Annotated in this window: 15 protein-coding genes; 8 read left to right on the forward strand and 7 right to left on the reverse strand. The window is 43.5% G+C overall.

Features of this window, described 5'->3' with window-relative positions; genetic code table 11:
* Nucleotides 1-639: 639 nt before the first annotated feature.
* Entirely contained in the window at nt 640-921 is a 282-nt protein-coding gene (locus tag B9T16_RS08175) for a DUF1830 domain-containing protein (RefSeq protein ID WP_410244507.1), read from the forward strand.
* 118 nt (nt 922-1,039) lie between these two features.
* Here B9T16_RS08175 and B9T16_RS08180 read toward each other — a convergent pair whose 3' ends face one another.
* Nucleotides 1,040-2,374: an MFS transporter gene (locus B9T16_RS08180; protein WP_410244508.1), complete on the reverse strand. Its 1,335-nt coding sequence runs from the start codon at nt 2,372-2,374 to the stop codon at nt 1,040-1,042.
* 170 nt (nt 2,375-2,544) lie between these two features.
* Here B9T16_RS08180 and B9T16_RS08185 point away from each other — a divergent pair, with 170 nt between their 5' ends.
* On the forward strand, nt 2,545-3,552 hold the full coding sequence (locus tag B9T16_RS08185) for a pentapeptide repeat-containing protein (RefSeq protein WP_410244509.1): 1,008 nt from the start codon (nt 2,545-2,547) through the stop codon (nt 3,550-3,552).
* 117 nt (nt 3,553-3,669) lie between these two features.
* Nucleotides 3,670-4,287 (forward strand): CP12 domain-containing protein, encoded by a 618-nt coding sequence (locus tag B9T16_RS08190; RefSeq protein ID WP_410244510.1) that lies wholly within the window; start codon nt 3,670-3,672, stop codon nt 4,285-4,287.
* A 136-nt stretch (nt 4,288-4,423) separates the two neighbouring features.
* Here B9T16_RS08190 and B9T16_RS08195 read toward each other — a convergent pair whose 3' ends face one another.
* The gene (locus tag B9T16_RS08195) at nt 4,424-4,741 is read right to left on the reverse strand and encodes a P-II family nitrogen regulator (RefSeq protein ID WP_410244511.1); all 318 of its coding nucleotides are present in this window, start codon (nt 4,739-4,741) and stop codon (nt 4,424-4,426) included.
* 239 nt (nt 4,742-4,980) lie between these two features.
* Between B9T16_RS08195 and B9T16_RS08200 the strand changes: the two genes are divergently transcribed.
* Both B9T16_RS08200 and B9T16_RS08205 read left to right on the forward strand, forming a co-directional pair.
* On the forward strand, nt 4,981-5,166 hold the full coding sequence (locus B9T16_RS08200) for a hypothetical protein (protein WP_315670261.1): 186 nt from the start codon (nt 4,981-4,983) through the stop codon (nt 5,164-5,166).
* A gap of 436 nt (nt 5,167-5,602) precedes the next feature.
* On the forward strand, nt 5,603-6,739 hold the full coding sequence (locus B9T16_RS08205; protein ID WP_410244512.1) for a sodium-dependent bicarbonate transport family permease: 1,137 nt from the start codon (nt 5,603-5,605) through the stop codon (nt 6,737-6,739).
* A 125-nt stretch (nt 6,740-6,864) separates the two neighbouring features.
* On the opposite strand, the gene B9T16_RS08210 is transcribed toward B9T16_RS08205, so the two are convergent.
* Nucleotides 6,865-9,126, reverse strand: coding sequence for a glycosyltransferase (locus B9T16_RS08210; protein ID WP_410244513.1), 2,262 nt, complete (start codon nt 9,124-9,126; stop codon nt 6,865-6,867).
* A 287-nt stretch (nt 9,127-9,413) separates the two neighbouring features.
* On the reverse strand, nt 9,414-11,285 hold the full coding sequence (locus B9T16_RS08215; RefSeq protein WP_006617198.1) for a caspase domain-containing protein: 1,872 nt from the start codon (nt 11,283-11,285) through the stop codon (nt 9,414-9,416).
* Between the two features lie 553 nt (nt 11,286-11,838).
* On the opposite strand from B9T16_RS08215, the gene B9T16_RS08220 reads away from it, so the two are divergent.
* A complete protein-coding gene (locus B9T16_RS08220; RefSeq protein ID WP_006618595.1) occupies nt 11,839-12,231 on the forward strand; it encodes a DUF3119 family protein in 393 nt (130 codons plus the stop codon).
* 64 nt (nt 12,232-12,295) lie between these two features.
* Here B9T16_RS08220 and gatB read toward each other — a convergent pair whose 3' ends face one another.
* The gene (gene gatB / locus B9T16_RS08225; protein WP_317269136.1) at nt 12,296-13,780 is read right to left on the reverse strand and encodes an Asp-tRNA(Asn)/Glu-tRNA(Gln) amidotransferase subunit GatB; all 1,485 of its coding nucleotides are present in this window, start codon (nt 13,778-13,780) and stop codon (nt 12,296-12,298) included.
* Nucleotides 13,781-13,907: 127 nt separating this feature from the next.
* On the opposite strand from gatB, the gene B9T16_RS08230 reads away from it, so the two are divergent.
* Both B9T16_RS08230 and B9T16_RS08235 read left to right on the forward strand, forming a co-directional pair.
* Nucleotides 13,908-15,116, forward strand: a complete 1,209-nt coding sequence (locus B9T16_RS08230) for a hypothetical protein (RefSeq protein WP_410244514.1) — start codon at nt 13,908-13,910, stop codon at nt 15,114-15,116.
* A gap of 115 nt (nt 15,117-15,231) precedes the next feature.
* Nucleotides 15,232-20,028 (forward strand): eIF2A-related protein, encoded by a 4,797-nt coding sequence (locus B9T16_RS08235; RefSeq protein WP_410244515.1) that lies wholly within the window; start codon nt 15,232-15,234, stop codon nt 20,026-20,028.
* Here the strand turns inward: B9T16_RS08235 and B9T16_RS08240 are convergent, their stop codons facing one another.
* Together B9T16_RS08240 and dnaG are read right to left on the reverse strand one after the other, a co-directional pair.
* A complete protein-coding gene (locus B9T16_RS08240) occupies nt 20,029-20,208 on the reverse strand; it encodes a hypothetical protein (RefSeq protein WP_410244516.1) in 180 nt (59 codons plus the stop codon).
* A gap of 163 nt (nt 20,209-20,371) precedes the next feature.
* A complete protein-coding gene (gene dnaG, locus B9T16_RS08245) occupies nt 20,372-22,297 on the reverse strand; it encodes a DNA primase (protein ID WP_410244517.1) in 1,926 nt (641 codons plus the stop codon).
* Between the last annotated feature and the right edge of the window lie 11 nt (nt 22,298-22,308).

Below are 22,308 nucleotides of genomic sequence, written 5' to 3' on the forward strand. Positions count from 1 at the left end.
AACCGGACAAGCCAGCGAAGCGTCACCTACGACTGACAGACCCGGAGGGGTTTTTATTCTCCAATACCATTTTAGCGGACCTTTTTGGCCACTTGCAGATTTCCGATGAGGTATGAGTGGTCTGGGGGTATCACCAAAATAAAAACATATCGGGAACGATTGGGATGTGATAATAAACATGATCAGTCAGTGATAGCGATCGCGACACTTATTTACCCAGATCCATCATACTTAAAAGTAAGCCATTAGATAGACTAGCTAACTCTGGCCTTGTTGTTATTCTTTAGAAATAATTAAAATGGGGATTCTGATTTGATGCAATCTTTTAAGATGATGGACACACACAACGGCTAAGGTCCGAACCGAGAGCTAAACCTCCGTGGGTTAACTCGCCCCAAATCGGCGAAGATCCCGGAAATAGCGATCGGGGTTGGTTTCCCGTAGATCTAACATAGATGGAAGGGAGAATTAGCCTAGGTCATTCTCATCAGGGGAGAAGCATTATCAGTTTCAGGGTCCACGGATTTTTAGCAATTTGGCTTAATCTGAGAATTTGGTCCCTCATCAAGTTGGGGTCAGGGATCAAGTTTAACAAAGTCAGTATCGACAAACTTTTTTTAGTTCCCAGAGGATTTAACCATGATGTCAAACTTATATCAATTGAATAACCATCAGACGAATAAACAACTTTGTTGCTACTATAACGATAGCCAAAAAATTGAGATTGCTCGGATTTCTAACATTGATAACTGGTATTTAGAGCATATTGTATTTCCCGGAGAAAGATTTTTATTTGAAGCTCCATCAGATGCGGAATTAGAAATCTATTTTACTGGGAAAGGTAAGCCAGTGTTGAGGCAAAAACTGTTATGTTTACATTTGATTGTAGACGAAGGCGAAGACCTGAAGTTTGCCAGCTAGAAGTTGATGATAACTACCAATAATCAGTGATAACCTGGATGGGTTGAGCGGCTAATAACTAGGGTGGCTAACTATCCAGGTTTCTGATGTTTAAGTAGGGAAAATCGGGAGGCGATCGCTATTCTAAATGCTGAATATTTCTAGCTTGTTTAGCCTGTTCAACATCTACGAAATATAGACCGACCAAACCAACTATAAAAAACACAATTAATGCCAGGATAGAATTGCGTGCTGTTCCCGTCACCTGGAGGATTACAGCAAATAGGAAAGGTCCGAAAATGGCGGAACCTTTGTTAAAAACTGAGTAAAACCCATAAAATTCAGCCGCCGCCCAAGGTGGAATGATGGAGCCATAAAAGGAACGACTGAGAGCCTGGGACCCCCCCAAAACCAATCCGACAATTCCCCCTAAGACAAAATACTCAGTGGGGCTATTCATAAAATAAGCATAGATAACTACAATCGACCATCCCACCAAAGAAATCATTAAAGCTGTTTTGGAGGTAGTCAATTCGGCGAGTTTACTAAAACCCAAAGCCCCGAAAAAACTGACAAACTGGATCACCAATAGGGTAATCATGAGAACATTTTGGGAAAAACCCAACTCCTCGGAACCGTAGATAGTGGCCATGGTAATCACAGTTTGAATGCCGTTGTTATAAATCATGTAAGCAATGAGAAACCGTAGTAAATGCTTAAATAAACGCACCTTCGTGACGGTGACAATGGTTCTGAGAAGTCCCACCTGTATATAAGCGCGCCAGGGTGGTAAATGTTGATATTCCGGGGGAATTTCCTCAAAGGTTTGGGCTTCTTTGAGGTTAAAAAATGTGATTAAGGAAAAACCACCCCACCAAACTGCTGCCATTAAAATGGCGAGTCGGGCTGCTAGTTCGGCGGAAATACCAATGGTTTGATGTCCAGCAATTAAAGCTAAAGATAAGGCTAATTGCAAGCCACCGCCTATATATCCCCAAGCAAAACCTTGACCAGAAACCCAGTCCATTTTATCTTCCGATGCAATACTGGGGAGGAAGGCATCATAGAAGATATTGCCGCCGACAAAGCCAATTTGGGCTATAATAAAGAGAGTTAGGGTTTTCCAGACATCTCCTGTACCACAAAAAAACAGTAGACTAGCAGCTAGGCAGCCTGTATAAGCACAAATTATTAAAAATTTCTTTTTGGATGCGGAAAAGTCGGAAACTGCCCCCATAATAGGGGCTACCATAAACACTAAAAAGGCAGCCAAACTGGTGACAAATCCCCATAAGGCGGTGGCGCTATAGTTAATTCCAGCTATGGTGACTCCGCCGGGGGGGACGACGACGGACGCAAAGTAAGCGGGGAGAACGGCTACGACAACGGTGGTGACATAGGCAGAGTTAGCCCAGTCATACATGATCCAACCGAAAATCTGGCGGCGATCGTTGAGTTCTGGGGTATGATTCATAGATTTGGCAAGTGTTAAGGAGGAATTGAGTTTTCATAGCTTACTGATGGAAAGGTAATATATTGCCGTGATTGATGCAACTTATATAGGCGAAAGTTATCCTGTATGGGAGGGTTTCCGGTGGAAATATCTATTGTCAAAATGATTAGCAGTGATGTAGCTGATCGTGAATGGGAGTAGCGAATGTGGATATTAAGGAGTTATTAAGTCGATATGCGGTGGGCGATCGCGACTTTAGGAAAACTAATCTAATTGGTGCGAAATTATTTCGCTGTAATCTTAAAGGCATTGACCTGGGGGGTGCTTCCCTAGCTGGGGCGGATTTGAGTAGGGCGTTTTTAGAGGATGCTAATTTGTTTAATGCGTTCCTATATAGAAGTAATTTAACTTTTGCTCATTTGGGACGGGCTATCTTGACTGATGCTGATTTGACTAAGGCTGACCTGGGGGGTGCGTTTTTGGTGCATTCTGATCTCAGTGGGGTTAAGTTGAGTGGTGCGATTTTACAAGGGGTTAATCTTAGGTCGGCTAATTTGACCGGGGTTAATCTATGTGGGGCGAATTTGAGCGGGGTTAATCTTAGGTCGGCTAATTTGACTGAGGCGAATTTGAGTTGGGCTAATCTCAGTCATGGGAGGTTAAGCTGTTCGGTTTTAACTAAGGCTCGTCTCACCAGTGCTAATCTGAGTTATTGTCATTTGGTAGATGTGGATTTAGGGGGGATAGACCTGMATGGGGTAGATCTGTCTGAGTCTMATCTGCGGGGGGTTAACTTACAAAAGGCTGATTTGACTGCTGTTAATCTGAGGTCGGYGAATTTGACGGGGGCTAATCTGGAGGGTGCTATTCTCCACGGCACAAATTTAACTGAGGTGATTCTGTGGGGGAGTAATCTGGCTGATGCTGTGCTGATGCGGGCTAATCTGGAAGGTGGTAATTTGGTACGGAGTAATTTGACGGGGGCTAATCTTAACCTGGCTCGTCTTGGCGGGGCTGATCTTAGCTATGCTAATCTGCGGAATGCTTATCTGTGGAAAGCGGACTTAACTGGGGCTAATTTATCTGGGGCGAATCTGCGGGGTGCTAATTTTCGGGGGGCGATTCTTGACGGTGTGAGTTGGACTGATGCTATGTTGATGGGGGCGGTGATGCCAGATGGCAGTATTCACCAACAATGAAAAAATTTAATAGATCCATCCACCATTTTACCAGAAAACGGGGGTTAAAACAATTCTTTCTTTTGAAGCCATAACAAGGCAAGCTATAAGAGTGTATCAAGTTATGGAGAACCTGCGATGATGCTAAAAGCTAAAGATATTATGACGACCAATGTAGTGACGATTCGGGGGTCGGCTACGGTAGCAGAAGCGGTGAAACAAATGAATGATCTGTGTTTGCGGGCGCTGATTGTTCAACGTCGCCACGAACAGGATGCTTATGGCATTGTGACGGAGACGGATGTGATTTACAAGGTGACGGCTTACGGTAAAGATCCGAAAAAGATGCGGGTTTATGAGATTATGACTAAGCCCTGTATCTCTATTAACCCTGATTTGGGGGTGGAATATGTGGCGCGGTTATTTGCTCAGACTGGTATTCGCCGCGCTCCGGTGATTCAAGAAGAACTGTTGGGGATTGTTTCTATAACTGATATCCTGAGTAAGGGTGACTTTGTAGAGAAGCCTAAGAGTATTGTCCTGGCCGATCGCATAGAACAGGCGATCGAAGAGGCTAGGGCTACCTGTGCTGCCAAAGGTGCTACTTCTCCTGAATGTGCGGCGGCTTGGGATATTGTTGAGGAACTTCAGGCTGAAGCGGCACATCAGAGATCAGAACGGATTGAAAAAACTGCTTTTGAGGTTTACTGCGAGGAAAATCCAGAAGCTGCTGAGGCTAGGGTCTACGACAACTAAAGGACTATTAAAGTTGACATTGGGGCGGGTGAATGTTCTCTCCCCCAATGTCAAGGTCTCAAGGGTTGTTGTCGGGGAAGACAACTGGCTATGGTTTTGGTGGAGGAATTCAGTTAGGGGGGTTTGGGGTTTTGAATCAGAAACTGTGGGCGTGCAGTACCTCCATCACGTCACAAACATAGCTGATGCCGGAATAATCGTCGAAAAACTGAGCTGCAACTTCATCGGCAATCTTCACGGCCATATCCCGATTGGGGGTAAGCACCTCGAACTTTACATTGGAGTAGGTGTCGCCAACGCCGGGTTGTCCGGACGATCGCACGTTGCGACTGCCTTTACCGCCAGCGTCCACGACTGTATAACCGGTGGCTCCGGCTTCGTCGATGATCTTGGCGATCTTTTTGAGCAGCAACTTTTCGGTGACAATGACGAGCTTGCTGGCTTTCTGGGTCATCTGGGTTACCTCTTGATGGGTTCTGTTAGAACAATTAAAGACAATAGTCTATGGTTTTGCTTTAAACCATATTTTTAAGATTATGCCAAAGATCCGCGAATCCAATACCTTCTGTGAAGAAAAATTGACTCAGATTAGCGGAAGGATTTGATAATAAACACTTATGGTTAGATAAATAGGTTTTTTTAGGGCAACTATCCAACAGCGGAGCAGATCTTGGATATGATCACCGCAGATATTTGAGTGGGCGGCGACAGGGGGGCAAGGCTGGGACGATTCGAGCTACTGGAGAGGGGGCAAAAACCTTTCTGGTGAGGGAGTTGCCTGGGTTCGCCAGGCTGTGGCAGGTGTGGGGGCGATCGCAAGGAATAGAGAAAATTATGCGATCGCCATTTACATTAACCACAGATATAGGAGTTTTCTGATAATAAAAGGAAAACTTATGATTTGCATTTGATATTACTTAGCAGATCCATGTAGAGCGATCGCAAATTTGTGTCGCTCTACATATAAACTTAAACACATAGACTGAACTAGATAAAAAGCCAATATCGATAGATTCAAGTCTATACAATAACCTAGGGGGCAACTGGTCTTCTAAACCCTGTGGGGAGAAAGAAATACCATCCCCAGAGGGCTATGGTTCAGCTCTGGCCGAATACCCAAAAGAGTGAAGCCCCACAGGCGGACTTGGGTTTGACTTTTGTTGGATATCTTCCAGCACACGAGGCACCGGGATGGAGATGAATTTTTCGTGGCGGGTTGACTCCCTGCTCACCCGGAAGCCTAAAACTACGGATTGGAGGCTACGCTTGCCTGCAGTCCTGACCCCTAATATCTGATTTAAGGAGTAATGACATCGTGGATTTCTTGTCCGGTTTCTTAACGCGCTTCCTGGCGCAGTTGCAGTCCCCGACACTAGGCTTTCTGATTGGTGGCATGGTAATTGCGGCGGTCAATAGTCAACTACAAATTCCAGATGCGATTTATAAATTTGTTGTTTTCATGCTGCTGATGAAGGTCGGCTTGAGTGGGGGGATTGCGATCCGTGGATCGAATCTGACAGAGATGCTGTTGCCTGCAGTTTTCGCTCTGGTAACGGGTATCGTGATCGTGTTCATCGGGCGCTACACCTTAGCCAAGCTGCCGAATGTAAAAACGGTGGATGCCATTGCAACTGCGGGCTTGTTTGGTGCTGTAAGTGGCTCTACGATGGCGGCAGCCCTGACGCTACTAGAAGAACAAGGCATGGAATACGAGGCTTGGGCGGCTGCACTTTATCCGTTTATGGATATCCCGGCGCTGGTGACTGCGATCGTTTTGGCTAGTATTTATGTCAGCAAGCAGAAGCAGAGCGATATGGCAGATGAGTCTTTCAGTAAGCACGAGTCTCTGAGCAAACAGCCGGTTGCTGCGGGGGATTATCCGAGCAAGCCGGAGTATCCCACGACGAGGCAGGAGTATCTCAGTCAGAAGCGCGGTAGCGCCAACCAGGGAGTCGAGATATGGCCGATCATCAAGGAAAGTCTCCAGGGTTCTGCCCTATCGGCATTGCTGCTTGGTCTGGCTCTGGGATTGCTAACCCGACCGGAAAGTGTCTTTCAGAGTTTCTACGAGCCGCTCTTCCGGGGACTGCTTTCAATACTGATGCTGGTAATGGGTATGGAAGCGACGGCAAGGCTTGGTGAGCTGAGAAAGGTAGCCCAATGGTACGCAGTATATGCTTTTATCGCGCCGTTGCTGCATGGGCTTATAGCTTTCGGTCTCGGCATGATTGCCCACGCGGTCACGGGATTCAGCCTTGGGGGGGTTGTGATCCTGGCGGTCATTGCCTCGTCGAGTTCAGACATCTCTGGGCCGCCCACTTTACGAGCGGGTATCCCGTCTGCGAATCCCTCGGCCTATATCGGCTCGTCCACAGCGGTGGGCACACCAGTGGCGATCGCCTTGGGAATACCGCTCTACATTGGACTTGCCCAGGCGCTGATGGGCGGTTAATCCTAGAGGAGTCGCGGTCTGCCGGTGCTTGCTTGCCCGGCAACCAAGGCGGCGGCTATGATTTCACGGTGAATGTCTCCCTAGCTGTCTGTGGCAAGTTGGGGAGTCAAATAATGGATTATCGATTAGTGTTGATGAACTGCGATCGCTGTTATTCGTGGTTTCCGATCAAAGATAAACTTGGGTTTAAGTAAGACTCTCAACAATAACCATAGCGATCGCAATTCTCCGGGAGTTGACAAGTTCTGCCATTGTCCTGGACGACAGAACAGCATTTCTACAAGTTGTCGATGTTGCGACACTGTTAGGGCTTCAAACTCAACCCGAACAGTGGGAAATTCACCATTCCATTGAGTATCAGTAATTTTACCCCCTAGGTTTAATTGTACATCAATAATTTCCATTTGTAAAGGCAAAAATTCGGATTTTTGTTTGCCAGTTTTATGATTAAGAATAGACCAGGCGGCGGGTTCTGTGACCACAATTTCAGCACCGACTTCGGAAATATAACGAGTTATTCCCCCTACAACTTGGTCAGAAATTTGGAGTTTGACAGACCGACGCAATTGGAACCAGTCATAGGTATCTGGTAGGGGTGCATCTATGATAATTAGGAGAGATACACTTAAAACTACTAAGTTGTAAATACCCCAGATGATGCCTAAATTGACTCCGGGGTCATTATCAAGATTTGATGCTAATAATTGATGATGCCAAAACAGGCTGACAATTGTGGCTATTAACAGAACAATAAGAGGTGATGCTAATTTCCAGGAGCCGGAAAATTCGGACTTTCTTTTACCTTTGGGGGTTACTTTAAAGCCACCTTTAAAAGGATTAAGCATGACTTGAATTACAGTTAATGCCATGGGGAATGATTGGAAAATCGCATAAATTTCTGACAGGAAGGCTGACCGAGATTTTTGGTTTAACCAAGCAAAAGCCAGGAGAGAAACTAGATAATATGGCATGAAAAAGTAAATAAAATCCCCCACACTAGCTTTAATAGGAATCACGCCTAAAAACCGATAAGCTAAGGGCATTAACAGGATAAAAATTCGGGAAATGCTAGTAAACCAATGTAGCAAACCTTCTAAATGCGCTAATCTTTGTCTGATGGTTAAACCGGGTATGGTTAAAGGATTAGAGTTGATAAAAAAGGCTTGTAATGTACCGCGCGCCCAACGCATTCTTTGATTAAGGTGGTCGGTGATACTTTCGGCGGCTAAACCTGCGCTTAATTTTTCGTTTAAATAAATGAGTTTGTAGCCTTTGCTGGCTAGGGTAATTCCGGTAAAATAGTCTTCACTAATTGATTCGGTAACAAACCCGCCAATGGCTTCTAATGCTGTGCGTTTAACTACAAATGATGTCCCGGCACAAACTACACTACCCGCACCATCTTTTAATGGTTGTATATGTCTATAAAATACTTCTTCTTCGGGGGTAATGATATTTTCTAATCCTAAATTTCTGGATACTGGGTCGGGGTTATAAAAGGTTTGGGGGGTTTGGACTAAGGCGGTGTTAGGCTTTTGAAAAAATCCTACTGTTCTAGTTAAGAAGTTTTTGGTGGGAATGAAATCGGCATCAAAGACTGTAATTAATTCGCCATTTGTGAATTTTAAAGCATGATTAAGGTTCCCGGCTTTGGCGTGAAGGTTATTAGGTCTAGTGAGATAATTACAGCCTAATTCTTGGGCTAATTGTTTGACTTGGGGGCGGTTTGTGTCGTCTAATATGTAGACTTTTTTGGGGTGATAGTCTAAGGCTTGACAGCCGATAATTGTGCGCCTCAGAATAAATAAGGGTTCGTCGTAGGTGGGGATGAAAATATCAACGGTTGGGGTGAATTTGCGTTGAATAACTGACTGTTGGAGTTGGTCGGCTTGGCTACTTCTATCGGTGCTATTTACAATTAGGTAAATTTGAATGATGTTAGCACCAATAATGTAAATTTCGAGAGCCATTAGAGTGAGGCTAAATAAACCATTGAGGGGGTCGCTGAGGTTGAGGGTGGAGAACGATCGCCATAGTAAATAACGGATAGTTAATGCTAAGATAATGGCGACAATTATCGCCCTTGATATGGCTGTGGGTTTAGGGTAAATCTTGGTAATTATCCAGGCGATCGCACTTAATAAAATGGTGGGAAACCATAAATAACTACTCGGAATATCCGGCAATTCTAACCACAGCGGTGGGTTTTGTTGTTGAAAATATAGTTGCTGAAAAAAATCGCTGATTAGCGGATGGTAAGACACCCACCCCCAAGCGATCGCACTTAAACACCCCATCACACCAAAAGCGCATATTGTAGGGATATTGGGGCGTTTAATAACTCGGAAATAGCGTTTAATAGACTGATAAAGCAACCCTGATGTCATCGAAAATGCTCCGGTTATGGTTAAATATCTAAGCAGTTTAAGGAGAGTGCTAACAATCACAATAGGTGAGCATTGATGTATATTTTAACATAATTTAACAATTGTGTGTAAATTCGCTCATCTCACTGTAATTAAGTCGATATTTTCAGTAAACCGGCTATTTATGAGTTTTCGGGAATAGTTATCTGAAATTTGGCTAAGAATCTGTTCTGTGCTATAAGATAAGGCAGACAAGTCTTGTCTGCCTTCTAACCAGAGGTATATTTTTAGTTGGGGGGATTAACGGATCAATTCTGTGTCTGATTTTGATTTTGTGTTCTGGCTGTCCATTGAGCGATCGCCTGTTGAGCCGCCGTATATGGTGGGGTTCCCTCTGGAATTAAAACCGCCGCCAAAATAGCTGCATCAAATTGATTATTTTGAGCGCGGGACTGAGCGAGTTTCCAAATTTCACCACTCCAGCGAGCGATCGCTTCGGTAGCCTGATCATAACCCAATTCTTGCGGACCAATGGTAGAAACAGCAGCGATCGCATTACTATAAGTAGAAGCCTGTCCCGGTCGAATTTGAGAGCGAGCCGCCTCAATTTTAGCTTCATTCTCCCGCAGTTGTGTGAGAGGTTGCTGCCAATTTTGAATTTGCAATTGCGCCTGTTCATAAATGGGGCGTTGAATTTCCGGGACTAAAGATGCTGCTGCTATCGCTTCCGACCAATTCCCCATAGCCGCCCGTCCTTCGGCGATATCGAGAATCATTTGACTCCAGCGTTGGATAGCTAGTTGCGCTTCAGGATAAAGTGGGTCGTTATTAGGAATTTGATTAGCTTGGACGATCGCCTGACTCAAACGAGAAGCCGAGGTATTTTGAACTATCATTCTAGCCTGCTGTAAAAGCTGTTCACCGTTAGCAGGAGTGGGCGCAGGGGTTACAGGGGTATCATCCCCAACTACAGCTTCTGGCGGCGTTAGGGCTTCGGTTTCTGTGGGGTCGGTAGTTTCCGGGGTGGGTGGTTGGGATAACTCCGTAGGAGGTAAAGAGGGGGTGGTGGAGGCTTGGGAACCTACGAATAGGGATCGGTTAGTATAGAATACCCCCAATAACAGTAGTACAGCGATCGCACCACTCCAGATAATAAGCTGTTGAAAGAATGATCTGTCTGACATAATTTCTTCCTGGGGCTGTTCATTGGTCTTTTGGCTGGGGTCTGGTGTATCTGATGATCCAGAGACCTGCTCCTGATTTAATGATTCTGTGGGGTTTTCACTGGCGTCTGGTCGGCTTACCGGAGCGCTTGGTATGGTTGAAGACAGCTTCAAATTGGGTAAAGCTGAGGGGTTGCTGCCATTTTGCTTAGGTGCAAAAGTGGAATTGAGTGCGGAATTGCTCTGATGGTTTCCCGCCGCCGCCATGGCTTTGGCTGGTTCAGGTTGTAGCAGCAATTGCGCCTGTTCTGCGGTGGCGATCGCAAATACTGGGTTTTGTACCGGTCGTAAATGTTGATCGGTCAATTCGGGAAGGCGATCGCTTAAAAATGATTTCAAATCAGCCAGAGTCTGACATTTTCCTGATTTCAACCCTTCTAATAGGGCGGCGGTGAAAAAGCCATTTCGTAGGGAAGAGGTTTCCCTAGATACCTCGTCAGGACGACAAGATAAGATTGTCGGAATCCTAAATTTTTCCGATAAGGCGATCGTCTCCCTTCCAATCTGATCGCCTACCTGCACTCCCTGAGTCCGGTTAATATCCAACAGCAGTAATATATTATCCGTAGGTGCATTGTTTAAATGCTTAAACAGCAGGCTGATCGGGATAGCCGTTTCCTCCAGGTTCTCTGGGCTGCCATCAATAGGCATTAGATAATCTTGCCCCTTATGATGAATGCCGTAGCCACTGAAAAAGCAAAATAGGGTATCTTCCGCCTGGAGTTGTTCTCGACAGATACTTTCCATCCAGTCTAACAGGTTTCCCCGGCTCGGATAAGTAGGCAGATCCCACGTTTCCGGGGACGTATCCGTGATCAACACACAGCGATCGCTCGCAAAACCAGCATCTTGAGCCCAGAAATGATTGAGAGCTTCTGCATCCCTTTGGGCGTAACTCAGGGGTTGCAGGAATTGATACTGGTTAATCCCAATGGTCACACAAACATAATGTTTCATCTAACTTACCTCAATTTGATAACTTTAACTTGCGCCTCAGACGCTACAGACGGCACTCAAAGACTCTTGATGGCTCAATACCTGATTGCAAAACCATATAACCACCAATAATAACTATCGTTCTTTAACCTTGACTGAATCATACGACAATATCCGTTGATAATCCCTCACTCAAAAGTCTATTGTACAAAACTTGATAGTTAAACTTTACTAATATCTTTCGGGAAAGAGTTTTTTATTTTCAATCGACGTTAAGAATTGTTACAACTTTATTGATAATTGCTCTCAAATTGTTGACGAGTTTATAGGGGTTGTGCTACTCTAAAAATAATCGCTTCCAAGGGCTTACTGTGTCTATTTGTAAAAATAATGGCTGAAACCCCCACTGCGTCGCTGTTGTGATTATTTTACCGCCAAAATTTAAAATTCACGATGCACGAGTTTTAGGCGATCGCCAGAGGGCCAAAAAATCACGACTTGACAAAATCGACATTTTGTGCATATACCTAGAAATTGTCATAGAAAACCGTCAAAAATAAACGATCAAGCACTTATGACCACAACTTCAGAAACCACCCAACTCCCTCCGATAGTCGAACTTCCCCCCAGTTACGTCATTCCCGTGGTGTTGGTACTTAGTTCAATCCCCTTATTTCTGATTCTGAAATGGGTAGCGCTACCCGTCTCTTTGTTTGGACTATTTCTAGCCATTCAGACAGCCACCATACGCCTACAGTTTACACCCACAGATTTAGATATATATCGTTCAGGTAAGATGATTCGGCGTTTTCCCTATCGAGAATGGACAAACTGGGAGATTTTTTGGTCGCCTGTACCGATTTTATTCTATTTTCGGGAAGTTAATAGTATCCATTTTCTACCCATGCTATTCAACGCCGGAATGCTGCGTTCTTGCTTAGAAGAAAAAATCACCATTAATCAGTAATTGATTAAGGGGAGGGCGTAGCAACCCTCTCCGTAGAAGGGAGAGAGAGGCTTAAAAGAACTAACTAACCTTCCAGCTTTTGAGAGATTAACTTGTTAGTTAACTGCGGGTCGGCGCGTCCTTGGGTTTTCTTCATAACCTGTCCCACAAAGAAACCTTTTAGCTTAGTTTTACCAGCCTTGAATTTTTCAACTTCCTGGGGATGACTAGCTATAACTTCATCGATAATCGCTTCTAATTCCCCTGTATCAGAAATCTGGATTAAGCCTTTTTTCTCAACCAGTTGTTTAGGGGAACCACCCTTAGTCAAAAGTTCCGGCAGGATATCTTTAGCGATTTTACCACTAATGGTATTGTCGCCAATCAGAGCAATTAGTTCCGCTAGTTCAGCGGGTTTAAGGGGAATGTCATTAATTGCCAGTTTTTCATTTTTCAGATAGGCCGTAATATCCCCCATTAACCAGTTAGCCGCTTGTTTAGTATCTGCGCCTGCTGCTACTGTAGCCTCGAAATATTCCGCCACGGTGCGATCGTCCGTGAGTACACGGGTATCATAGGCAGATAATCCCAAGTCCGTCTCGTAACGGTGTCGTTTTTGGGCGGGAAGTTCTGGTAATTCCGACTTCCATTGTTTCAATTGTTCCGCTGATACTTGAATAGGAGGAAGGTCAGGTTCTGGGAAATAGCGGTAATCGCTGGAACCCTCTTTACTTCTCATACTGATAGTGCGTTGGCTGCCTTCTTCCCAGAGACGGGTTTCTTGAACAAGAGACTCTCCGGCTTCTAGGGCGGCAATTTGGCGTTCTATTTCGTAGTCGATCGCCCTTTGAATTGCACTAAAGGAGTTCATGTTTTTAATTTCAACTTTAGTGCCAAATTCTTTTTGACCGACGGGACGCACGGAAATATTCACATCACAGCGTAGGGAACCTTCTTGCATATTCCCATCACTAACCCCTAAATAGCGGACAATGCGGCGCAATTCTTGGGCGTATTCAGCGGCTTCTAAACCGGAACGGATATCAGGTTCTGAGACAATTTCGACTAGGGGGATACCTGCCCGATTAAAGTCTACCATAGAATAAGTAGAACCCGATAGGCGATCGCTACCTCCATGAACAAGTTTTCCCGCATCTTCTTCCATGTGGAGGCGGGTAATACCTATGCGTTTACGGATAGGATTATTATTCTCATCGACAATCTCAATTTCCAGCCAGCCATTAGTAGCAATAGGTAGATCAAATTGGGAAATCTGATAATTTTTGGGCAGATCTGGATAAAAATATTGTTTGCGATCGAACTTACTATAGGGCGCAATTTCACAATTAAGGGCTGAGGCGGCTTTAACTGCATACTCTAACACCTTTTGATTTAAAACCGGAAGCACTCCCGGCAGACCTAGACAGATGGGATCAATATTGGTGTTAGGGTCAGCACCAAACTGGGTCGAGGAGTTAGAGAAGATTTTAGTTTCGGTACTAAGCTGACAGTGGGTTTCTAAGCCTATGACAGCCTCATACTCGGTTTTTACTGGTGCTAGAGTAGACATAAGCGATGTAGCAATTGAGCAACAATAATGAGATTGTACATTGTCTCTTATCTTAACTTATGCTGCCGATGATATGATTGGGAATGCGATCGCATTCGAGAAAATGCACAACCCCGAATAGACCACAATGAACCAGACCTTGCTCGCACAAGCTAAAAACCGGGCTGCTGTTTTTGAGAAGTTCCTGCAAATAGAATTAGACCAGGAAGCGAATGCCAGCCAATTGGCCTTTTTGGATAGAGGGATTGAAAATTCCCCATATCAAGTTGAACTTTCCAACTATCCGATTTACTTGGAACAAAAACCCATGGATTTTAGCCCCTATCCTAGTCGAGGAAAAGTTCCCAAAATCAACACTACCTACCTTAACTTCCTGGACCCGGAGATTCTACAGGCTTGCGTTTGTGTAGGTCGGTTTATTGATGACCAATTCCAAACTATCTGGATGATAAAAAACGCCCTGGAGAGTGTCCAGTTTCGCACTACCACCAAGATTATAGCAGGCTTAAATATATTATCCCAGGTAAATACTAAATTCCCTGATGCTAAGATTGGGAACTGGGTATTTCGAGATCCTCAAGGCCGCAAGCCGGATTTTTCCTTTGTTGATGCTATGGCGGATATCGTCAGCTACAGAAGAAAAATCGCCACCTCTAACGCCTTGTCAGGGATGCTCAAACGATTTGAGTCCCGTTCAGGTTTGGAACGTTGGCTCATCAAAATCACAGGTAATCAAAACCTAGAATTTCGTGGGGACTACGGGGAGGATGCGTTTATTCAAAATCCGCGATTGGTGGATGCCAAAAGCCAAAAGGTGCTATTATCTGCGGTCGAGGATGCTCCGCGAGGTCAGAATCTGTTATCTGCCTATGATCTGACTCGGATAATTTCTATGGTAGGATGGCATTATCATCTAACCCCGGAAGCTCAACTACCGGGGGTGACTTGGGAAACCCTTAAATATCTGATTCCAGCTTTGGGTCAGGATACAGCTAGATTTGTAGATGTTGCCTTAGATGCTTTAGGATTGACGGATGTTATTTATGCTCCGGTGATTCTGTCGAAGTTGGGACATGGCCCTAGTCAAGTTCGCAACAGCATTGAAACCACCTATGTAGCCTTTGTGCAGTTTATAGATCGGCTTCCTAGCCAGACTGGACAGGCGACACAACCTTCTCGATTACGAACTATCTCGATGACTTTGCGGGGAGCTATTCCCATCACCAATTTTCAAGATTATAATCAGGAATCAATCCGGTTAGATGCTCGTATGGCTGCAGAGGTAACGGAGATCCTGCGACGGTTGGTAAGTGAGGAGTTTAATGCGATCGCTTAGGGGAAACTAGGCTGAGATGATTTTAGCGCTTTTCCCCGGCTAGATAGTAGGTTGATGTGCGATCGCGCGATGCAGAAGTTGCACCAGGTTAACCAAGAAGTGATGGAATTTGAGAATGTACGATGGGGAAAAGGCTAACCAAGACGCGATCAGAACTCTGATCCGCAGTATTACTCGCCTCCAGGGTGATTTTTCGTTGATTCTCGCCTGTTGCAATTACCGTTTGGTTCGGGAAACTATTGTGCAACAGTTGCGGGTAGATTGTCCTCTTCCCATTCGAGAATTAGTTTTAGACCCCAAGGCTAAAACTCTCTATACGACCATTTTTGATAGCCTAGAGGGGGAAATGCCATCAGCTTTGATGGTGTTTGGCTTGGAGTCGGTGCATAATTTGCAAGGGGTACTCAAAGCGACTAATCAAATGCGGGAGGAATTTCGCAATTTTGAGTTTCCGTTGATTTTGTGGGTCAGCGATCAATTGGTGTCGATGATGATTCGCTTAGTCCCAGATTTTCATAGTTTCGCCACTACAATTCACTTCCAGGTTGAAACTGAGCATCTTATTGGCTTCCTGAAACAGACGACTAATCAGATTTTAGAACAGTTACTCGATAGCGGCGCAACTATTTTTTTAGATGAGGCTACCCTGGAGTTGGAAAGGGGTTCTCCCCTACGCAATGAACTAGAATCCGCACAACAGGATCTCCAACAGCGGGGAGTAACTCTTGATCAGGATTTAGAAGCTAGTTTAGAGTTGATACTAGGTCGAATTGCCGATAATACTACTCAGGAAGCATTACAGCATTACGAACGGAGTTTAGCATTGTGGCAGCAAACTAACAACTGCTTAGGCTGTGGTCATGTTCTGTTTTATTTGGGTTTTTGGTGGCGTTACTATGGGATGATGAACCGGGGGGAAAAGTGGGAAGCCTGCGCTAAAGCCACAGACTATTATCGGCAGTCTTTACGGGAATTTGAGGCGGCTGATCGACCGGATTTGGTGGCTAAGTTTATTAACGCTTTGGGGGAAATATTACACTATTTGGAAAATTGGTCAGAGTTAGACGAAGTGGCTAATTGGGCTTTAGATTTGCATCAAAACCAGTCCCATTCCTTTAGGACAGCTCGCGCTTACCACTTTTTAGCCGAAGTACAATTGGCTCATGGGAACTTCAAAACTGCTAAGTATATTATACAGAAATCTCTGGAAATTATCAACAGTAATTTATCGGAAAATTCCCAGGTTCATAATCAATACGAATATCTCCGCAAGTTAGATTGGGAACGTTCTTATCATTGGGGATGGTATTTGCTGTGTTTCGGGAGATCTCAACAGGGTTTGGGAGAACATGAAGAGGCGATCGCTACTTTAAAAACCGCCCAGAAATTGACGAAGCCGTGTTATGATCCAGAACTATATATTAAAATTTTTCACCAGTTACACGACAGCTATTTTAGACAAGGTGAATATCTCGCCGCCTATCAAGTCAAACAGCAACAGCGGGAAATAGAACAACAGTTTAGTTTTCGGCCTTTTATCGGTGCGGGAGCATTACAGGAAAGCCAATTAATTACTAATCCCAGTTATCCCAAATCTGGCGATCAGACTTTAATTAATTCCGAAATGACGGCTTCGGGAAGATTGCAAGATATTGACCAATTAATGAAACGTCTGGGGGAAGACAGATATAAATTAACGGTAATTTATGGACCATCGGGGGTTGGTAAAAGTTCTTTGTTACAAGCCGGAATTATTCCCCAACTTCACAATCAAAATACATTAATTCAAGCCCGGAAAGTTATCCCGATTTATCAAAAAACCTACACTAATTGGGTGGGGGGACTCAGTAATGCGATCGCCACAGCTTTATCCAAATTAGATAACTGTGAATTAGACTCAGGTTTTTTAACTAACCCGACCGAAATTTTAGACCAACTACAGGTTCTGAATTATCGAAATTTAATGATTATTCTAATTTTCGATCAGTTTGAAGAGTTTTTTGTGTTCGCCAAAGAACCCCAAAAGCGAGAAGAGTTTTATCAATTTTTACGGGAATGTTTGAATATTCCCTATATTAAAACTATTTTTGCACTGCGTCAGGACTACTTACACCACCTGCTAGAAGGAAATCGTTTAAAATACTTTGATGCTGTTAACGACAATATTTTAGACAAGAATATTCTCTATTATTTAGGTAATTTCGTCCCGGAAGATGCCGCCTCAGTTATTCAAAATTTAACCGCTAAAACTCAATTTATCTTAGAACCGGAATTAATTAAGCAACTGGTACAAGAATTAGCCGGAGAGTCGGGAGAAGTCCGACCCATTGAACTACAAATTGTCGGTTCTCAACTTTACACTAATCAAATCACCACCTTGGAAGAATATCGCCTAAAAGGACCAAAAAGGCGGTTAGTAGAGAGTTATTTAGAGGAAGTAGTGGCGGACTGTGGTGCGGAAAATAAAGACATCGCCGAATTAGTCTTATATTTACTGACAGATGAATATAACAACCGACCCTTAAAAACTCGGTATGCTTTGAATCGAGATTTACAAAGTTTAGCGGATAACCTAAAAATCACGGATCAACTAGATACAGTCTTAAAAATATTTGTGTTATCTGGGTTAGTCTGTTTACTCCCAGAAATTCCAGAAGAACGCTATCAGCTTGTCCATGATTACCTAGTGTCTTTTATTCGGGAACAACGGAGTAGTGAATTAGTTTCTAAGCTGCAACTGGAGAAACAAAAAAGACAGCAAGCCGAAGCGGAGATTACCGAAATTAATCAAGTTTTGAGGAAAAGGCTAGTTAATACGATTGGCTTATGTATAGGGTTGAGTTTATTATCAATAGCAGTATTAATGTTGTGGCTCAATACTAAAACCCAGGAACAACAGCTAAAATTAGCTAAGTTTAATTATGAATATTTGGCTTTGTTAAAAGGGGAAACGGATCAACTGAAAGCCTCCCTAACTGCTATGGAAGCTGGTAGAATTCTGCAACGGGAACCACTTACGGAAATTGAACGCCGCACGGCTAGTTCTCTGTGGGAAGTTAATAATATATTCCGAGAACGCGATCGCCTCTCCGAATCTTTTGGCGGTATTCTCAGCGTCAGTGTTAACCCTGATGGTGATCAAATAGTATCAGGCGATCAAGATGGTACAATCAGGATCTGGAACCAAAATCGGGAATTAATAGGAAGTTGGTTAGCCAATAAACGCAAAATTCGCCGCGTGGTTTTTAGTCCGCATTCCTCCGGTCAACAATCGATTATAGCTTCAGCGGGGGAGGATGAAAATATCAAACTCTGGCGACCTGATGGAACTTTAATTAACACCCTAATAGGACATACCAGCGATATACAATGGCTAAGTTTTAGTCCAGATGGTCAGCAGTTAGCCTCTGGGAGTGAAGATAGAACTATTCGTCTGTGGAGTCGTGACGGTGACACCATCGCCATATTAACCGGACACGAAGCGGAGGTTTTATCTGTAAGTTTTAGTCCTGATGAACAGTTGATTGTTTCCTCTGATGAAATGGGGGTAATTAAATTATGGAATCGCCAGGGAGAATTAATCAACAGTTTTCAGGGTCATGACCAAGCAATTTGGAGTGTTAAATTTAGTCCAGACTCTCAAATTATGGCTTCTGCTAGTAATGATAATACGGTGAAACTGTGGAACCCTGACGGAACATTATCGAAAACTTTAACAGGTCATGAAAAGTCGGTAAATAGCGTTAATTTTAGTGCTGATGGTCGCCTTATTGTGACAGCCAGCACCGATACAACTATCAAACTTTGGAACTATGAGGGAATTTTGGTTTCTACTCTCCGGGGTCATAGAAATACTGTCAATCAGGCGATTTTTACTCCCGACAGTCAAACGCTAATTTCCGCCAGTGCAGATGGTTCTATCCGTTTTTGGGGACTACAAAACCTCCCCAGAGTCTGGCAATCTCCTAGTGATATTTATAACGCTATTTTTAGCCCGAATAGTAAGTTAATAGCTTCAGTATCTAGCAATAATAGGGCGATAATTTGGGAGACTAATTCCCTAAATATTAGGCTAATGTTTGATGAACATACCGATACTGTTAATAATATCAGCTTTAGTCCTGATAGTCAACTAATTGCTTCTGCTAGTAATGATAAAACGGTGAAAATTTGGAATACAGAAGGTGATGTTTTAAGGACTATCAACCATGATTTCCCAGTGTGGACTGTCAGTTTTAGTCCTGATGGTCAAAAAATTGCTTCGGTTAGTGATGATCAAATCATTCGGTTATGGGATCTTAATGGAGTATTACAAACTACTCTGATTGGACATACAGATAGAATTAATGATATTGATTTTAATCAACCAGCTAAAATCATGGCTTCTGTGGGTGAAAATACTATTAAAATTTGGGATATCAACGGTTCTTTAATTCGCGACCTTTCCCATGGTAGTCACTTCTCTAAGGTGGCTTTTAGTCCTAATGGAACTCTCCTGGCTGTGGCGACGGGGGATGGCTCGGTGAAATTGTGGAATACTTCCGACTGGACACCAATTACAACTACTACTATAGGACGACATAACCGGGTGGTGTTTGATTTGAGTTTTAATTCAACTGGGGAGATCCTGGCTTCTGCGAGTCAGGATGGGACGGTGAAACTGTGGGATCGTTCTGGTCAGCTAATCACGACTCTGGAAGTGGGAATTAAGCCGGTTTTATCAGTTAATTTTAGTGCGGATGACCAAATATTGGTGGCTACTGATGCTGATAACCGCATGGTGTTTTGGGAGTTGGATTATAGCAATTTTAACCAGGTTGATTATTTACTTGATCAGGCTTGCGATCGCCTGCAAAATTATTTAAATCGTCATAATGATAACCCCGCGATTAATCCTAATATTTGTAATTGATTAGCCTCTGGGGGGTCTGGTTTGCTGAATGCGATCGGCTTCCGCTTCCTCTCGGGAGGCGGCTTCGATGATCTCTTCTGATAGGTGATCCTCTCTTAATTCACTCGCGACTACCATGGGAGTCATGGCTAAAATACCTGCGATCGCATAAATAGACAGAATCATGGTTTTAGCTAACATAGCCAAAAGGTTTTTAGTATAGGGGTTTACATTTCCCTATACATGAGGTTTTATCCCTATCAGGATAGCCATAATTTTATGAGAATTTTCTTACAATTAATCCGGTTTCTTAGACCATTTTTAATTAACCAGAGACCGTCTTAGGCTATTTTCAAAAACCACATTAAAAAGTCAACTCGGAAAACTTAACCATCCGTAGTTGTTCTAATTCTTTCATGCGTTTTTGTTCGGCGTAGATTTGCTGCTGATAGTATTCAGCCAATTCTAAATTAAGTTTAATATCAGTGTTTTTCCACTTATCTAAATATTGAAGATAGCGTTTTTCACATATTACCCATTCTAAGCAAGCTGTGGCGGTGCGAATCCCCATGCTAGGACGTTGAATATCATTGATATTATTTTCGTTTAAGTAGAATAAATGAGACACTTCCGAGATTTCTGATGAATGTTCCCGATCAAAGTTTTGTAGTTGGGCAATCAAATCAATATCTTCTCTGGCTTGCTGTTCCTGTAAACTCAACTCAATTTCCGCAATTTTCATCCACAAAAAACGATATTTTGTTAAACTAAATTCTAAACTTTGTGCCTCCAAAGCGTTAATCATTTCCTGTCGATACTCTGGACAGTGTAGATAAATCCGCAGCAACAAACTTTCGGCTTCTTCTAACAGAGTTCGGTCACGTTTAGCGGAAATAATATTTGATTTAGTAGCCGTAGATGCTTGATGATGCTTATTTACTGGTTTATTAATCTGTTTTCGTAGACTGTCGGCTAACATGGGAATTAACCGTGATTGACCCTGGCTGAGAATTTCCGCGCAGGATTGAATATAAGCAGTGCGTTGGTTTAAATCTTCGACTCGGCGGAGTAATTCCACCATGGCTGTGGCTATTCTCTGTGATTCGGCGACATTTTCGATGTTTTTACCGCCGACAATTTGATTGATTTGCCATTCTAAAAAATAGGGTGCTTTTGCTACCAAATCCTGATAATCATGGCGGGTGTGAATATATAAATATTCATCGGCATCTTTCCCATTGGGAAGGTTTAAAATTCTCAGGTTTACTTCCCCGCGATAGGCGAGAGTTTCAATTTCTCCTATGGCTCTTTCTGTGGCTTTAGTCCCGGCTGCATCGGCATCAAAATTGAGGATAATTTGCTGGGATTCTGTATAGCGTAGCAGCAGACGAATTTGATTAATACTCAGTGCGGTTCCTAGGGATGCTACCACATAATTAATCCCGGCTGCATGGAGAGCGATCGCATCAAAATAACCCTCAACAACTACAGCCATATCTTGTTTGGATATAGCCGTTTTTGCCTTGTCTAAACAAAACAAAGTTCGCCCTTTATCAAATAGTTCTGTTTCGGGAGAATTTAGATATTTAGGCTGTTCATCTCCTAAACTGCGACCCCCAAAACCAATCACTCTTCCCTGGATATCATAAATGGGAATAATTAGGCGATCGCGGAAACGATCATAATAACCATTCCCGGCTTTGCGGGGAACAATTAACCCGGCTTTTTCGACTAATTCTACAGGAAAGTTTTTTTGTTCGACTAAATAACTATAAATGTTTTCCCACCCCCCTGGTGCATAACCTAGCTGAAATTCCTGGATAGTTTCCTCTCCCAGACGGCGGGAAAATTTCAGATATTCTAAAGCTGCTTCTCCCTGGGGTTGGCGGAGTGCGTGTTGATAAAAACTGGTGGCGATCGCTAAAATCTCATAGAGTTTTTCCCGCAAGGAAAGGGTCTTTTGGAACTCCTGATGCTGTTCGGGCGATTCGGTTTTGAGGGGGATATTATAGCGTCGCGCCAGGTCTAAAACCACATCAGAAAAGGAGGATTTATCCAACTCCATTAAAAACTTAATGCTATTTCCCGCCGCACCACAACCAAAACAGTAGTACATCTGTTTGCTGGGACTCACGGTAAAACTTGGGCTTTTTTCTTCATGGAATGGACACAGACCCACAAAGTCTTTCCCACGGCGTTTAAGCACCACCTTTTCAGAGATGATATCATAAATATCAGCTCTTTCTTTAACCTCCTCAATTGTGTCGGAATGGATACGGGGAATTGACATATATTCGGAAT

Source organism: Arthrospira sp. PCC 8006 (genome assembly GCF_046480465.1).
In the GTDB taxonomy this organism is placed as follows: Bacteria; Cyanobacteriota; Cyanobacteriia; order Cyanobacteriales; family Microcoleaceae; genus Limnospira; species Limnospira platensis.